Raw genomic sequence first — 15,392 nt, 5'->3', positions numbered from 1 at the left:
GAGCTTATTTTTCATTGTGCCTTTTTATGGCGTAAATCCAGATCATTATTGGCGGCATTGGTAAAATCGCTGATCTGATCTTCCGCCAGACTGCGCAATTTATCGCGCAGCTTGTCATTCATATCATCAGCTTTCCAGCGGCGCACGGCAGCCAGTGCCTGTTCTGTGCTGATGGAGCGGTAAATATGCACAAATTCGCGCAGCTGGTCGCGCTCACCATGTATCGTGCCAAGAACAGCAGTCAGGATCATATATGTATCCTGTGCTGACAGCCCGATAGCCTTTAGCGCCAGCGGCAATTGTGAATTTGGCCAGTTGCCAATAATTGTTGCTGCTCGGGCATAGCTGACATCAAGGGCGTCGGCCAATGCCGTGCGGAACAGGTTATTATCAATCAAAAGCGCCATATCAATAAGATATTCCGCAAGGGCAGGGCGCAGATGCGGATAGAGCGGCAGGCTGCCAAGGTCATGTGCGGCCGGCGCTGCAGCCGGCACGGTATGTGCGGCACTAACCGGTTCCCCCTGTTTGTTTGCCGGTATTGCGGGGGAAAAACAGGGCGTTTTTATATCTGCCCTGATATCTGTCCTGTCTTTTTCTTCCGCAGACAGCGGCACCGGCAGCGGTTCGGCTGTCAGGGATTGGTTGATGATTTTATCATCAAAACTTGTCAGCAGTGGTAAAAGCAGCGGGTCAACCGGATGCCGGCGGGCAATGATGCGGGCATGGGAGAGGCCGTTGCGCGCGATAATATCGGTAAGATCTGCAGTGCGCAGTACAGGAGAGCGCAGCAAAAGCGGCGCTGCAACCTCAATATTATCATTGGCAAGATCAAGCACCAGTTTGCGCGGCGCCACATCGTGCTGGGCAAGGATTGCTGAAGCCTGACGGCGTGCCCGCGGCGAGGCCGTTTCGAGCAGTGGCATGGCCAGATCTTCAAATTGCTGGCTTTCATAGCGGCCGGGACGCGTGAGCGAGGTAAAACCGGCCACGGCTGCAGCCAGCAGGTCATCGGTCTTGTGGTGTGCGGAATGACCACTTCCGGATAATGTTTCCAAAGCGCGGAATTGATCGGCGGTCACGCTTGTTTACCCCTTAACGCTACACAAATATGCGGCGCACTGATTATTTTTTCAGTGCACCCGGCCATAGTTTAGCGGGCAAGACTTAGCAATGAATTAACCATCGGCAGGATGTGAGCGTTTTTTTAATGTGTGTAAACAAATATGAGAACAAGATCTCTGATGCTCAATCTCACGAACGAATATTCATACATTCGGCAGATTTCATAAATTCTGTAATTTCATCGCGCCATGTTGCATCCGGTTCAAAGACGCGCAAAACAGCTATGCCTTCACCTATCGATTGGGCAATAATTACAGATTGCTCAAGTTGCGGCGGCAAGGCTTGTTCCAGAAGCATTTTTTGCAATGGTGTTGCAATCAGCACATCTGTGGTGGCGGAAACCTGATCATTGAGGCTGAAAGTAATATCACCCTGATGATTATAGATTGCCAGTGACCAGAACGGCACTTTACCAACCGCGCTGATATGAACAGCCCCGTTACGCAGATCAAAGCGGCAGGCGGCGCTGCGCATCAGCGGATCATTGCGCTGTGCCCAGTCTGCTCCTTCGATACTGTGGAACATTTCTGCGTTGCCCAGGGATTTTATCCGGTTCCACAATGTTTCTGAGGCATAGTCGGGTACAAGCAGGATAACCGCAATATGCACCATTGCCGCGCCGAGCAGCCCGAGCAACAGCGCATAGAGCAATTGCAAAAGACTGTGTCTCATTGCCCGTTCTCCGCACAGCTGTTTGATATAAGATGCAGAACCGGCATTTGCGGGTTTTCAAAACCGATTGAGGTGCCAAGATCCGTGTCATACAACGTCATGACCAGTTGATAAGGGCGTGTGCTGTTAAGCGCTAGCCAGTTGCCGCCTTGCGCATGTTTTGAAATGGTAATGCGAAAATCGCCGCCCTCCTGATACCAGATCATCTGGCTATGCAGTTTTTGCGGTAAGCCCTGTTGTTGTGCCATCGGACGATCCTGAAGATCGGTGGCATAAAGTGTCCAGAAGCGCGCGGCCGGTGTTTTACCTTGCAAAATGTAATCGCAATCAGGTTTGAGGGGGGCGCCTTTGTCATCCTGACGCAGCACAAATCTTTGCCCTTCCGCACTGCCAAGCGGCAGCAATGCCGCGCGGCTGCGTTGCGCGCGGGCATAAGGGTCGGCATCTGCACTGCCATAGAGCGGTGAGGCATGCCATTGGCCGATTGTCAGCCGGTTGAAGCCGTCAAAATGATCCAGCATATAAAGCGCGCTGGCTGCGCCCCCTGCAAGAGCAATCAGACAGATCAGGCCGGCCAGAAAAAGGGTTCTGAAAAATGTCATGGTTAAACCATAAAACACATCAGGTTAATATTGCCTGTCACTATAATTATTTCGGAATATAAAAATTACTATCTCCGGATCACAGGGAAGACAGGGTTGTCTGCCGTGGTGTTTTATAGGTGCGGAATTGTTCATGCAGGCTGCGCAGAAAACGCGTGGTATCGGAAGATAATACGCGCGGATAATCGGCTGCGGCTTCTGCTGTATGTGCACCCGCCGCATTGCCTTGCGCCACAAGCGGCTTATCTGTTGCCGGTGCTTGCTGAGGGAAGGGGTTCTTGATGCCCGGAATAGGTTTCAGGTCAATATTCTGATGCGCCTGCATCATCATCATCTGCCAGGTCATGGCAGGAATAATGCCTCCGGTCAGCTTGTTCATCGGTGCATAACTGTCATTGCCAAACCATACCGCAGCCGTATAATTGCCGGTATAGCCGACAAACCATGCATCGCGGTAATTTTGCGTGGTACCGGTTTTGCCGGCAACGCGTGTCATCGGCAAGGCCGCGCGCCGTCCTGTGCCGCGCTCCGGCACCTGCACCAGCATGCTGTTCATTTCAGCGACAGCTTTTTCTGAGAGCACGCGCTGCGGCTCAGGCATATCGCGTTTGTAATCCCAGAGAATTTTACCTTCCGGATCGGAGATTTGCACAATACCATGGCGCAGGCCGGCAAAGCCGCCATTGGCAAAAACACTGAAACCCGTTGCCTGATCCATAACCGTCATGCCTGATGTACCGAGCACCATAGTTTTATGATCAGAGATTTCCGATTCAATTCCCATGGCTTTGGCCAGCGCCACTATTGGTTTGGTGGTCAGATAATCTTTGGCAAGGCGCACCGGCACAGTATTATAGGATTTGACCAGTGCTGTCGTAAGATCGACCCGTCCGGCAAAAGAGCGGCCGTAATTACGCGGCATCCAGTTGCCCCAGGCAACCGGTGCATCGGAGATAATGGTATTGGGTGTCAGCCCTTTTTCCATGGCAACAGCATAGACATAAGGTTTGAAGGATGATCCGGCCTGCCGCAAGGCCTTGGTGGCGCGGTTAAACTGGCTTATCCCGTAATCACGCCCGCCAACAATTGCCCGCACAGCGCCATCATCGCCAATCACTACCGTGGCAGCCTCGGTTACCTTATATTGTTCCCCGTATTGGCGCAGGTGAAATTCAATCGCATCTTCCGCGGCTTTCTGAATATTGCTGTCAAGAGTGGTACGCACAATCAGATTATGCTGCGGGATGGTGCGGGTGATTTTTTTTACCTCATCAAATGCCCAGTCGAGAAAATAATCAGGATTTTCACTTTTGGCGCGGTCAATCACGCTGGCCGGATTGCGGCGAGCATAGGCCAGTTGACCTTCACTCATAAAACCCGCATCGGCAAGATTGGACAGCACCACATTGGCGCGTGCGCGCGCAGCCGGCAGGTTGACATGGGGCGCATATTTGGCCGGAGCCTTGAACAGGCCGGCCAGCATGGCTGCCTCGGCAAGATTAACATCCTTAACGCTTTTGCCAAAATAGAATTCAGAAGCTGCCGCAATGCCGAATGTGCCCCCGCCCATATAAGCGCGGTCGAGATAGAGCTGTAAAATTTCTGTTTTGCTCAGATTGGCTTCCAGCCAGAGTGCGAGAAATGCTTCATTGATTTTGCGTTTCAATGTTCTCTCATTGGAGAGAAACAGGTTTTTTGCCAATTGCTGCGAGAGTGTGGAGCCCCCCTGTACGACGCCATTGGCGCGCAGATTTTGCGAAAGAGCGCGGCTCAGGCCCCAAAAATCAATGCCTATATGTTCAAAAAAACGACGGTCTTCCGTTGCAAGAACGGCCTTGATAACATGATCCGGCAATTCGGCAATCGGCACGGCATTGCGGTGCATAATGCCACGTTGGCCGATTTCATTGCCGTAGCGGTCAAGAAATGTAACCGCATAATCATCCTGTATGCGCCAGTCTTTCCTGGTTTCCTCAAAGGCGGGTATGGCCAGAGCCAGCATGAGCACGCTGCCCAGCACGCCAAGCGTAAAGCCTTCATCGGCAAGCTCGATAAACAGCCGTTTCCAGCCGCGCACACGGAATTTGCGTGAGAAAATAGTGGCACTTTCCCAGAATTTGGCAATATGTGTAAAAAGATTATACAGGCTATTGTCTATCCAGGCATCAATCGCCATCAGAAACGGGCTTCGTATGAGGCGGCGTTTTTTCTTCTTGGGACTATGATGATCGGCCTGTTTGCTCATAACCGGAAAAGAACCTGTTTCGCTCACTCAAGCGGGATTTGTGTCAATTATTCTATCACATCCCTAGCATTGGCCAATAATGCAGAAGTGACAAGGAAGCGTTTAGAAATATGCTTAACGAAAATATGCGCGATTACAGATTGTTAAATATTTTACTGGATAAGCGAAAAAGAATGTGCTGTCGCAGAATAAAAAACAGGAATTTTATCCTTGACGGCGTGACGGTGTTAATGTAGATTTTAAATATAGTCAGAGAAGTGTGGCTGAATAATTTATTCAGCGGAATGAGCGTAGCATTTGTGCTGCGCTTTTTTATTATGAAGATTTTAAAACCGGTTTTGTGTTTGCAATAAACGGAGCCGGTGCAGCAATGCCAGAAAAGACCGGGCTCAAAAATATTGAGCCTCAAAACACAAAGCTTCAAAATTCAGAACCTTCAGAACCGGAGAGAGCCGGCAGCTTAAAACCACAGCAAAATACAGCGCATGAGCGTTTGCTGGCGGCCTATCGCCTGCAACGTCGCTTTCACATTGCCGCACCGGATATGGCGTTTCTTCTGGGGTTGAAACCGGAAATTTATTGCAGGCGTTTGCAAAAAGCGGGGCTGAATAGCCATGCAGCCGGTTTGCCGCAGCTGGATATTGAAGAACTTCTGATCAAAATAAATACAGAGTTGCAAAATTTTTCCAAAGCTGAAGGCCTGCCCGAAAAAAGTGCCGTGGAAGCCTTGGCCTCACTTGCAAAAGCAGTGAAAAGCATCAGTGAATTATCCAGGGAAACGCGGGCAGAGCAGGCGGGTAATCAGCCGGAGCAGGAGAGCGAGACAGGCGGTGTGAAGCCGGAGGATGTGCGTGAAGCCCTCAGCATCATCAATGCCAGAATTAGCGAATTGCGAACTGTATGAATTTTTGTCTGCCGCAGGTGTTGATGAGCAAACCATGATTGCAGTGAGCAAGGAGTGGCTGTTTCAGGGGCGGCTGGCACAATTGCCGGTTTTCCCGCGTCATGACTGGCGCAACTGGGTGATCATGGGGGGGCGCGGTTCCGGCAAAACCCGTGCCGGTGCGGAATGGATCAGCGGTATGGCGCAGGGGCTTGCGCCTTTCAGTGATAAAGCCTGCGGTCATATTGCCCTGGTGGGCGAGACGCTTGCCGATGTACGTGAGGTGATGGTTGAAGGGCCTTCAGGCATTCTTGCGGTCTCGCGTCTGCAAAGGCCGCGGCTTGAAACAACGCGGCGCCGGCTGGTGTGGGAGAGCGGAGCGGTTGCTTCCTTTTATTCGTCAGAAGACCCGGACAGTCTGCGCGGGCCGCAATTTTCAGCCGCATGGTGTGATGAGCTGGCAAAGTGGAAAAACCCGCAACAAACATGGGATATGCTGCAATTTGGTCTGCGTCTTGGGGTGTTTCCGCGGCAGGTGGTAACAACCACGCCTAAAATGCAGGCTTTGTTGCGTGATCTTCTGAATGATCCTGCAACCATTATGACTCATATGCGCACTGATGAAAATGCAGCACATCTGGCGCCGGCTTTTTTGCTGGCTATGCAAAACCGCTATGCAGGCACGGCTCTGGGGCGGCAGGAGCTGGATGGTGTGCTGATTGCAGATCGTGAGGATGCCTTGTGGACGAGAGCGCAATTGGAGGCGCTTTATGATCCGCATGTGCCGGATTTGCAGCGTATTATCATTGCGGTTGATCCGCCTGCCACTTCAACAAAGCACTCTGATGCCTGCGGTATAATTGTGGCAGGGCTGGATATGCAGGAACAGGCATGGGTGCTGGAAGATGCCACAATACAAGGTGTCAAGCCGCATCAATGGGCAGCGCAGATTGTGCGGCTTTATCATCATTATCAGGCTGATCTGGTGGTGGCTGAGGTCAATCAGGGCGGCGATATGGTGATGGCGGTGATCCATGCGCAGGATGCATCCGTTGCGGTGAAGGCCGTGCGGGCACAGCGGGGAAAATTTCTGCGGGCAGAGCCGGTTGCGGCGCTCTATGAGCAAGGGCGTATTCGCCATGCCCGCCATTTTGCGGAACTGGAAGATGAGATGTGTGATTTTGCCGTGAGCGGGCTGTCATCAGGGCGCTCACCGGACAGAATGGATGCGCTGGTCTGGGCATTGCACACATTGCTGCTTCAGGATGCGCATAAACCGCGTATTCGCCAGCTTCAATAAAGTTTAAACATCATCAGGTGAGGTGAATATGGTTCGATCATGGTCGTGGCCGTGGCGGCAGGGGGCTGCAAAAATACAGGCGCAGAAAGCCGCCGTGCCGCCCTCTGCCAAAATGCAGCAGGGTTTTGTGGCGCTGCATATAGATACGCAAGCGCGCTGGACAAGCCGCAATTATATGGCGCTGTCACAGCAGGGTTTTATGCGAAATCCGATTGTGCATCGCTGTGTTAAGATGATCGGCGATGCGGCGGCCAATGTTCCGCTATTGCTGTATCAGGGTGAGACAGAGCTGGAAGATCATCCGCTTCTGGATCTGCTGCGTGCGCCCCATGAAGGCGCGTGTGGTTCCGGATTTTTTGAGCAGCTTTACGGTTATTTGCTGCTATCCGGCAATGCCTATATTGAGCGGCTTGATTATGACGGGCAAACCAGAGAGCTGCATCTGCTGCGCCCTGAGCGGGTAACAATTGAGAGTGACAGCAATGGCTGGCCGCAGGCCTTGCTCTATCGCAATAATTCTGCCTGCCGCCGCATCAGCCTGAATGCCGGTTTTGATACCGGCCTGTCAGCGCGCGGCCTACATATGCGGTTGTTTCATCCGTTGGATGATCATTATGGTTTTCCGCCTTTGGAAGCAGCATTGATGGCGCTGGATATTCATAATGCCACTGCAGTGTGGAACAAGGCATTGCTTGATAATTCGGCGCGGCCATCAGGGGCGCTGGTCTATGCACCCAAAGACGGCGGCAATTTGAGCGAAGAGCAGTTTGACCGTTTAAAGGCTGAACTGGAGGAGGGCTATACCGGTGCCGGCGGTGCGGGCAGGCCATTGCTTCTGGAAGGCGGGCTGGACTGGAAAGCCATGGGGCTTTCGCCCAAGGATATGGATTTTATTGAGGCCAAACATGTGGCAAGTCGCGAGATTGCACTGGCTTTTGGCGTGCCGTCCATGTTGCTCGGCATTCCCGGAGACAATACCTATGCCAATTATGCCGAGGCCAACCGCGCTTTTTATCGTTTGACCATTCTGCCGCTTTTGACACGAACCGCACAGGCGCTGAGCAATTGGCTGTGTCCGCAATATGGCGCTGATCTGCGGCTTGAGCACGATCATGACCGAATTGATGGTCTGGCTGAGGAGCGTGAAGCCTTGTGGCGGCGCATTGGTGCGGCAGATTTTTTAAGTGATGCGGAAAAACGGCAGGCGGTTGGCTATTCTCTTGAACCGGAGGAGCACGACAATGAACCTGTTTAATCAGACGGGAGAATTAACGCAGGAACAGTGGATCTGGCTTGCTAAAATCACCGGTGCGGTTAGCGGTTCTGCCGTGTCACTTGCCTATATGCTGCCGAAAGGAAAGCGTGAGGCGGCTATCCGTTTTGCTGTCGGCCTGATTTGCGGGATGATTTTTGGCGGGGCGGCGGGTGTTAAAATTGCCGAACAGCTGGCGTTGAATGGCAGGCTGGGGCAGGCGGAACTGATGCTGATGGGATCGAGCGCGGCAAGTTTTGCCGCATGGACGGCACTTGGTTTTTTCAAACGCTTCACCGGCAGGCTCAAAAATCAGGACATTATTGCTGCACGCAAAAGGAGTGCTGCCGATGATCATTAAAACCGGCCAGTCCCTGCGGTTTGGCGGCTATGCCAGCTTGTTTTCCCTCACGGATTTGAGCGGTGATATTATTGAGCGCGGGGCTTTTTCCGCCAGCCTCAAACGCGGGCAACCGGTGCGTATGCTCTGGCAACATCAGGCGGATAAGCCTATCGGCATCTGGACGAGGATTATGGAAGATCAGCATGGTCTTTTTGTGGAAGGGCAATTGGCTGAAGGAGTGACGCGTGCCGGTGAAGCCTGGAAGCTGCTTCTGAATGGCGCATTGGATGGTTTGTCGATCGGTTTTCGTGCTTTGCGCAGCAAAAAAGCCGCCACCGGCAAAAGGCATATTCTGGAAGCCGAGCTTTGGGAAATATCGCTGGTTACATTTCCGATGCTGCCGCAGGCACGCATCACCACCCTTCAGCATAAACAACAGGATGAAAACAGCCTTGCGCGGATTATCCGGCAGGCTGCCTTTCACTTGCAGGGCGCAAGACAGTTTTAATTTTCTCTATCCGGTCGGTTTGTATCGGCTCATTACACTTAAACCTTAAAAAGGACAGGCAATGACGATCAAGCAAATGCACAAGGCAGACAAGGCACCGGCTATGGAAATTAAGGCACTGAACAGCCAGCAGGAGGTTGGGCAGGCTTTTGGTGAATTTATGCAGGCTTTTGAGGGTTTTAAACAGGCCAATGATGAGCGCCTGACCCAGATTGAAAAACATATGGGTGCTGATATTCTCACGGTTGAGAAAGTGGAGCGCCTCAACCGCGCATTGGATGAGCAGAAAGCGGCGCTGGATCAATATGTGCTCAAGCAGGCGCGCCCCAAACTTGCCGGGCAGGAGAGTGCCCAATGCAACGCCGTCGCGCGGGAGCATAAACAGGCCTTTGACCGTTATGCCCGCCATGGTGATGAACAGGCATTGCGCGGGCTGGAACACAAAGCGCATTCCTATGGCTCAGGGCCGGATGGCGGTTATCTTGTACCGTCTGAGCTGGAAGCAGCAATTGGCACAAGGCTGGCTGCGCTCTCGCCGGTGCGCGGGCTTGCAACGGTGCGTCAGGTTTCCGGTGCGGTATTGAAAAAGCCGTTTTCCATCAGCGGGCCGGGCACCGGCTGGGTTGGCGAAGAGGGGGCACGCCCGCAGACAACAGGAGCCAAACTGGCCGAATTGCAATTTCCTACCATGGAAATTTATGCCATGCCTGCGGCAACTGCCAGCCTGCTGGATGATGCGGCGGTGGATGTGGAACAGTGGATTGCGGCCGAAATTGAAACCGCTTTTGCAGAAGCAGAAAGTGCCGCTTTTATCACTGGTGATGGTGTGAACAAGCCGCATGGTTTTTTAATCTATGATACGGTTGAGGAAGAAGCATGGGCTTGGGGTAAACTGGGTTATCTGAAAACAGGTATTGCCGGTGCCTTGCCGGCCGATAACCCGTCTGATCTGCTGATTGATCTGGTCTATGCTCTTAAATCAGGCTACCGCCAGAATGCTCACTGGATGATGAATCGTAAAACACAATCAGCCCTGCGTAAGCTGAAAGACAGCAATGGCAATTATCTCTGGCAGCCGCCGGCTTCGCTTGGGCAGAAAGCTTCCTTCATGGGTTTTGGCCTGGTGGAGGCGGAGGATATGCCGGATATTGGCACAGACAGCACGCCGATTGCCTTTGGGGATTTTGCCCGCGGTTATCTGATTGTTGACCGGATTGGCATCCGCGTGCTGCGTGATCCGTATTCTGCAAAGCCATATGTATTGTTTTATACCACCAAGCGTGTGGGCGGTGGTGTGCAGGATTTTGATGCGATCAAATTGCTCAAATTTGCAGCCTGACAGGGCAGGGAAAAGGCGGTTTGGCTTTTTCTGGCGGTTGAATCATTCTGGCAGAGAATGATTTTATATCATTGAATCTACTAAAAATTACGGGAGATAGCATGGTTCTCCGTCTTGTAACGCCGCCGGCTAAAGAACCGGTGACGACAGCAATGCTGCGCTCATTTTTGCGCCTGCCGCCGGATCAGGAAGAAGATTTGCTGGTGCGCCTGATCCGCACGGCACGTGAGGTAATCGAGCAGCAATGCAATCTGGCAATATTGCCGCAAAGCTGGCATTTGCATCTCGCCAACTGGCCGCAATCGGGCAGGATTGCACTCTATAAAATGCCGGTAATCTCGCTTGATAAAGTCCAGGGTTTCAGTGCCGATGGCAGCGCAATTTTGTTTGGCGAAGAAGATTGGCGGCTGGATGCGGAAAGCCGCCCGCAACGGCTTTATTTGCGCAAGCCCCCGCTTGTAGCCATTGCGCGGGGCGTGGAAATTACGCTGACCGCCGGGCTGGCGGATGAACCGGAAGACCTGCCTGAAACATTGCGCCATGCCTGTGTGATGCTGGCCGCACATCTTTATGACAATCGTAATTCTGCCGATAACGGCACCCTGATGACCAGCCTTCCGGATATGGTGGCGCAACTGGTGGCGCTCTGGCTGCGACGGGGGCGGCTATGAACCTGCAATTCATTGATGCCGGACAGTTTAAAACATCCCTGAGCCTGCAGGAAAACCGTCCTTTATTCGATGACAGTGGCGGCTATCAGGAGCAATGGGTGGAGATTGCCATGCTCTGGGGCAGGATTGAACCGCAAAAAAACGGCGGCCAATCCTTTGCTTTGCAAACTATTCCCAATGTCACCCATCGCATCACCATGCGTTATCGCAAGGATATTCAAACCTCCATGCGGCTGGTTAGCGGGACAAGGCATTTCACTGTGCTGGGCCTGCTCGATCCTGATGAAACCCGGCGTTATCTCATTTGTTTGGTACAAGAGGAAATCCGATGAATTTTTCCATGCGCTTTATCTTTGAAACCTTGCTGCGCACCTTGCGCCTTGTTGGTCTGCAGGCTTGTGAGCAGGCATTATCCAACAAAAGAGACGGATTGTTTTTAAAAAATCCGGACAAAAAAACACCGTCTGCTGCGCCTGAACAGGACAATAAAGGATGACAGGGGCGGCATTGGCATTGCAAAAAGCAATTTTGGCGTGGCTTCAGGCCGCGCCTTTGCTGATGGCTAAACTGCACGGGCAGGGCATTTATGATCATGTGCCGCCCCATGCGGCATTTCCTTATATCAGCTTTGGCCAAAGTCAGGTCTATGCATGGGATACAGACAGCGCCACCGGCGAGGAGCATAGTCTGGTGTTGCAGATCTGGGCACGCTCCAACGGTCGCAGACAGGTGCTGGAGCTGATGATGCTGGTTGAAGAGCTGATGGAGGGGCTGATGCAGGTTTCTGAGGGCAGCAGCCAGAAACCGGATATTGGCGGCTATCATCTGGTTAATCTCACCCTGCAATCCTCGCAAACCCGCAATGATGAACTGCGCGATGGCTATAGCGGCCAATTGCGCTACCGCGCCATAACCGAAAAAATCGAAGGGATATGATGAATGGCAGCCCAGAGAGGAAAAGACCTGCTGCTGAAAATTGCAGCAGGGGATAATATATTTCAGACCTGTGCTGGTTTGCGCAGTAAGCGCATTGCTTTCAACGCGGAGACTGTTGATATAACTGATGCTGATGCTTCAGGGCGTTGGCGGCAATTGCTGGCGGGCAGTGGTGTGCAGCGCGCATCGGTCAGCGGGGCGGGTATTTTCAAGGATGCGGCATCCGATGCCTTGATCCGCACCGCATTTTTCAACGGTGATATTTTGGACTGGCAGATTATAGTGCCGGATTTTGGCACCGTCAGCGGCTTGTTTCAGATCACCGCGCTTGAATATGGCGGCGCACATGATGGTGAAGTGACCTTTGAAATCGCATTGGAATCCGCAGGTCCTGTCAGTTTTGGAGCGCAATCATGATGGTCAATGCCAGACGGGGGGGAATTGGAGCGGTTCTCAATGGCAGGGATTGGGTTCTGTGCCTCACGCTTGGTGCGCTGGCCGGGCTTGAGGCTTTTTACGAGGCTGAAGATCTCTCGGCTCTGATTGCCCGCTTTTCAACCGGCAGCCTGAAAGCGCAGGATATGATCCGCATCGTTACCGCAGGCTTGCGCGGCGGCGGCCATGATGTGACACAAGAGGATGTGGCCGATATGCGCATTGATGGCGGTGCGGTTGGTTTTGCCCGTCTTGTCACACAATTGCTGGAAGTTACATTTGGCATGACTACAGACGAGGCAAGCACCGAAAAGCCGGAAAATACAGCAAATTCAAAAAACTAGAAGCCGTAATTGAATCAATGTCTTTCCCCTGGGATGCCTTGATGCATTTCGGGTTGGGGCAATTGCGGCTTTCACCGCAGGATTTCTGGCAATTGAGCCTGCCGGAGATCCGGGCGATTAACCGGACCATGCGTGGTGGCAGGCAAGCGCCGTCACGCGCCATTCTCAACAGCCTGATGCAGGCTTTTCCTGATGGTGCAACATGAATGATACAGGCATACAGCAATCAGTCACAGTGTCGGTTGAGGCGGATACGAGCGGTTTTGACCGCGCTTTGGATAATTTGCAAAAGCGATCCGGCGCATTCGGGCAAAGCCTGACTTCAGCTTTTAAAAATGCGGTTACATCAGGCAAGGGGCTTGATGATGTGTTGCGCGGATTGGCTGCCAATATGGCTTCCATGGCGCTTGATGCAGGGATGAAACCGTTGCAGGGGCTGTTTTCTTCCATGTTTTCCGGCTTGATGGGAGGCTTGAGCGGCTTGGGCGGGGTTAAGCCTTTTGCCAAGGGCGGGGTGGTTTCCGGACCGACTTATTTTGGGCTGGGCAATGGTTTTGGTGTGGCGGGTGAGGCCGGAGCCGAGGCAATTCTGCCTTTGGCGCGGGGCAGCGATGGCAGCCTTGGCGTGGCTGCTGGCGGCGGGGGCGGGCGGTGCAGATTAATTTCAACATGTCATCGCCGGATGCCGCCTCCTTCAGCCGTTCCGAGGCGCAGGTGAGCGCCATGCTGGCACGCGCGGTGCGCCATGGTACCAGAAGGATGTGAGGAAGGCTTATGCAGGATCTGTCTTCATTTCATGATGTGTCATTTCCGCTTGGTGTATCTTTTGGCGCAACAGGCGGGCCGGAATGGCGCAATGAGATTGTGAGCCTGACCTCCGGCCATGAAAAGCGCAATGCGCGCTGGTCGATGTCGAGGCGTTTTTATGATGCGGGTACGGGTTTGCGCTCACTCAATGACCTGCGTGATGTATTGTGTTTCTTTGAGGCGCGGCGTGGTTCGCTTTATGCTTTCCGGTTTCGGGATCCGTTTGATCACCTCTCATCAAAGCAGGATGCGCCGCCGCAGCCGACAGATCAGATTCTGGGATTTGGTGATGGCGTAATCAGGCAGTTTCAACTGGTAAAATCCTATGGCGATTATCAGCGCATAATCACCAAGCCGGTTGCTGATACGGTGCAGCTTGCACTGGATGATGTGCCGGTTACAAGAGAAGCATATCAGGTAAATACACGCACCGGAATTGTTGAATTTGATGCAGCACATGTGCCGCCGCCGCAAGTGAAAGTGACGGCGGGTTTCCTGTTTGATGTGCCGGTGCGTTTTGATACAGATCGTTTGAGTGCCAGCATTGCCAGTTTCAAGGCTGGTGAAATTCCATCCATTCCGATTGTTGAGGTAAAGTGATGCTGACATTGGACAGGGAATTTGAATCACATCTTCAGGGCAATGTAACAACACATTGTTTTGCCTGGATTTTGCGCCGCAAGGATGGAGCGGTTTTTGGTTTTTGCGACCATGATAAATCATTGCTGCTTTACGGTATAAAATGTTCTCCGCAAAGCGGGATGAATGCTTCTGAAGCGGCAGGTCAGCTCGGGCTTGCTGTGGACAGTTCCGAAATTGAAGGGGTGCTGACGGGCGATGCGCTCAATGATGAGGATATTGAGCGCGGGCTTTATGATGGCGCTACGGTTGAGACTTATCTGGTAAACTGGGCGCAACCGCAGCAAGCTGTAATTTTACGAAAATGCGTGATCGGCAAAATTACACGCAGCGGCATAAAATTTATTGCTGAGCTGAAAAGCAGCACTGCCTTGCTGGATCGTGTTTTCGGACGGCGGGCCAAAAGGGGGTGCGATGCTGAATTTGCTGACAGGCGTTGCGCAATCAATCCGGATGATCCGCGCTATGCCGGTGAGGCTATTGTGGAAAATGTGAACGGGCAGGATGTAATTGTTTCAGGTCTGGGCGCCTTTCCTTCACACTGGTTTGAGCGGGGCAGGATCACCTGGCTGAGCGGCAAAAATCAGGGAAGCATCAACACGATTGTCTCTCATCTCGGCGAGGGGGAGGCTGCCAGCCTTATTTTGCAGGATTTGCCGGTCTGGCCAATTGAATCCGGTGATCGCTTTCACATATTGGCAGGCTGCGACAAGAGCTTTCAGCAATGTCGGGACCGCTTTGCCAATCATGAGAATTTTCGTGGTTTCCCGCATATTCCCGGCAATGATGCCGCTTATGCCTTTGCCGGCGGTGAAGGCAATTTTGACGGCGGAGTGCTGGTGCAATGACAAATATGACGATGAATGAAAGGGTTCTGGCCACTGCGCAGGAATGGCTTGGCACACCTTATCGCCATGGTGTCAGCCGTTTGCAGACAGGGTGCGATTGTTTGGGGCTGATACGCGGCATATGGCGCACAATTTATGGCGCGGAGCCGGAAGATGCCGGTACATATTCCCGTGACTGGGCAGAGCTTTGCCGTGATGAACCGCTGATTAATGCTGCAAGGCGGCATATGCATTTAAAACCGCTTTGCGCGTTGCAGCCAGGCAATATGCTGATTTTTCGCTGGCGCGATGGCGTGGCTGCCAAGCATTTGGGCATAATGGCGCAGAATAACCGCTTCATCCATGCTTATGATGGGCACGGTGTGGTGCTTTCTGCACTGGTTCCGCAATGGCGGCAGCGCATTGCGGCGGTTTTTTCCTTTCCTGAGAATTGCTGAAAATCT

At 52.7% G+C, this 15,392-nt stretch carries 19 protein-coding genes and 2 pseudogenes; 17 read left to right on the top strand and 4 right to left on the bottom strand.

What is annotated here, in order from left to right; all coding sequences use genetic code 11:
• Positions 1-11: 11 nt before the first annotated feature.
• From ACSTTO_RS11375 to ACSTTO_RS11360, 4 genes are all read right to left on the bottom strand, one after another.
• Entirely contained in the window at positions 12-1,082 is a 1,071-nt protein-coding gene (locus ACSTTO_RS11375) for a DUF2336 domain-containing protein (RefSeq protein WP_439273327.1), read from the bottom strand.
• Between the two features lie 172 nt (positions 1,083-1,254).
• Positions 1,255-1,797 (bottom strand): DUF1254 domain-containing protein, encoded by a 543-nt coding sequence (locus tag ACSTTO_RS11370; protein ID WP_439273326.1) that lies wholly within the window; start codon positions 1,795-1,797, stop codon positions 1,255-1,257.
• The gene (locus ACSTTO_RS11365; protein WP_439273325.1) at positions 1,794-2,399 is read right to left on the bottom strand and encodes a DUF1214 domain-containing protein; all 606 of its coding nucleotides are present in this window, start codon (positions 2,397-2,399) and stop codon (positions 1,794-1,796) included. Before ACSTTO_RS11365 ends, ACSTTO_RS11370 begins: the two co-directional genes overlap by 4 nt.
• A 79-nt stretch (positions 2,400-2,478) precedes the next feature.
• The gene (locus tag ACSTTO_RS11360; protein ID WP_439273805.1) at positions 2,479-4,575 is read right to left on the bottom strand and encodes a transglycosylase domain-containing protein; all 2,097 of its coding nucleotides are present in this window, start codon (positions 4,573-4,575) and stop codon (positions 2,479-2,481) included.
• A gap of 439 nt (positions 4,576-5,014) precedes the next feature.
• On the opposite strand from ACSTTO_RS11360, the gene ACSTTO_RS11355 reads away from it, so the two are divergent.
• From ACSTTO_RS11355 to ACSTTO_RS11275, 17 genes and pseudogenes are all read left to right on the top strand, one after another.
• Positions 5,015-5,548, top strand: a complete 534-nt coding sequence (locus ACSTTO_RS11355) for a hypothetical protein (protein ID WP_439273324.1) — start codon at positions 5,015-5,017, stop codon at positions 5,546-5,548.
• Complete coding sequence (locus ACSTTO_RS11350; RefSeq protein WP_500690826.1) at positions 5,517-6,827, top strand: DNA-packaging protein; 1,311 nt, start codon at positions 5,517-5,519, stop codon at positions 6,825-6,827. The genes ACSTTO_RS11355 and ACSTTO_RS11350 overlap by 32 nt, the downstream gene beginning before the upstream one ends.
• A 28-nt stretch (positions 6,828-6,855) precedes the next feature.
• Positions 6,856-8,082 (top strand): phage portal protein, encoded by a 1,227-nt coding sequence (locus tag ACSTTO_RS11345; protein WP_439273323.1) that lies wholly within the window; start codon positions 6,856-6,858, stop codon positions 8,080-8,082.
• Positions 8,069-8,440 carry a DUF6107 family protein gene (locus tag ACSTTO_RS11340; protein WP_439273322.1) on the top strand — a complete coding sequence of 124 codons (372 nt, stop codon included), beginning with the start codon at positions 8,069-8,071 and terminating at the stop codon, positions 8,438-8,440. The genes ACSTTO_RS11345 and ACSTTO_RS11340 overlap by 14 nt, the downstream gene beginning before the upstream one ends.
• Positions 8,430-8,849 (top strand): annotated as a pseudogene (locus tag ACSTTO_RS11335) (HK97 family phage prohead protease); the annotation flags it as partial. The gene ACSTTO_RS11340 and the pseudogene ACSTTO_RS11335, both read left to right, overlap by 11 nt.
• Before the next feature lie 142 nt (positions 8,850-8,991).
• Positions 8,992-10,269: a phage major capsid protein gene (locus ACSTTO_RS11330; protein ID WP_439273321.1), complete on the top strand. Its 1,278-nt coding sequence runs from the start codon at positions 8,992-8,994 to the stop codon at positions 10,267-10,269.
• 101 nt (positions 10,270-10,370) lie between these two features.
• Complete coding sequence (locus tag ACSTTO_RS11325; protein WP_439273320.1) at positions 10,371-10,940, top strand: head-tail connector protein; 570 nt, start codon at positions 10,371-10,373, stop codon at positions 10,938-10,940.
• Entirely contained in the window at positions 10,937-11,272 is a 336-nt protein-coding gene (locus ACSTTO_RS11320) for a phage head closure protein (protein ID WP_439273319.1), read from the top strand. The genes ACSTTO_RS11325 and ACSTTO_RS11320 overlap by 4 nt, the downstream gene beginning before the upstream one ends.
• Positions 11,269-11,436 (top strand): hypothetical protein, encoded by a 168-nt coding sequence (locus ACSTTO_RS11315; RefSeq protein WP_439273318.1) that lies wholly within the window; start codon positions 11,269-11,271, stop codon positions 11,434-11,436. The genes ACSTTO_RS11320 and ACSTTO_RS11315 overlap by 4 nt, the downstream gene beginning before the upstream one ends.
• Positions 11,433-11,876, top strand: coding sequence for a DUF3168 domain-containing protein (locus tag ACSTTO_RS11310; protein WP_439273317.1), 444 nt, complete (start codon positions 11,433-11,435; stop codon positions 11,874-11,876). The genes ACSTTO_RS11315 and ACSTTO_RS11310 overlap by 4 nt, the downstream gene beginning before the upstream one ends.
• A 3-nt stretch (positions 11,877-11,879) precedes the next feature.
• Complete coding sequence (locus ACSTTO_RS11305; RefSeq protein ID WP_439273316.1) at positions 11,880-12,293, top strand: phage major tail protein, TP901-1 family; 414 nt, start codon at positions 11,880-11,882, stop codon at positions 12,291-12,293.
• Positions 12,287-12,655 (top strand): gene transfer agent family protein, encoded by a 369-nt coding sequence (locus ACSTTO_RS11300; protein WP_439273803.1) that lies wholly within the window; start codon positions 12,287-12,289, stop codon positions 12,653-12,655. The genes ACSTTO_RS11305 and ACSTTO_RS11300 overlap by 7 nt, the downstream gene beginning before the upstream one ends.
• A 17-nt stretch (positions 12,656-12,672) precedes the next feature.
• On the top strand, positions 12,673-12,861 hold the full coding sequence (locus ACSTTO_RS11295) for a rcc01693 family protein (protein WP_439273315.1): 189 nt from the start codon (positions 12,673-12,675) through the stop codon (positions 12,859-12,861).
• Positions 12,858-13,420, top strand: a pseudogene (locus ACSTTO_RS11290) (phage tail tape measure protein). Before ACSTTO_RS11295 ends, ACSTTO_RS11290 begins: the two are co-directional and overlap by 4 nt.
• 9 nt (positions 13,421-13,429) lie before the next feature.
• Positions 13,430-14,062 carry a phage distal tail protein, Rcc01695 family gene (locus tag ACSTTO_RS11285; RefSeq protein ID WP_439273314.1) on the top strand — a complete coding sequence of 211 codons (633 nt, stop codon included), beginning with the start codon at positions 13,430-13,432 and terminating at the stop codon, positions 14,060-14,062.
• Entirely contained in the window at positions 14,062-14,949 is an 888-nt protein-coding gene (locus tag ACSTTO_RS11280) for a phage/gene transfer agent baseplate hub protein (RefSeq protein WP_439273313.1), read from the top strand. Before ACSTTO_RS11285 ends, ACSTTO_RS11280 begins: the two co-directional genes overlap by 1 nt.
• Positions 14,950-14,954: 5 nt before the next feature.
• Positions 14,955-15,386: an NlpC/P60 family protein gene (locus ACSTTO_RS11275; RefSeq protein ID WP_439273802.1), complete on the top strand. Its 432-nt coding sequence runs from the start codon at positions 14,955-14,957 to the stop codon at positions 15,384-15,386.
• Positions 15,387-15,392: the final 6 nt, after the last annotated feature.

The sequence above is a fragment of the Pseudochrobactrum albidum genome, assembly GCF_051851455.1.
Classification (GTDB): domain Bacteria; phylum Pseudomonadota; class Alphaproteobacteria; order Rhizobiales; family Rhizobiaceae; genus Pseudochrobactrum.
The sequence above is the reverse complement of the archived record's forward strand: the minus strand, read 5'-3'. Positions and strand labels throughout refer to the sequence as shown.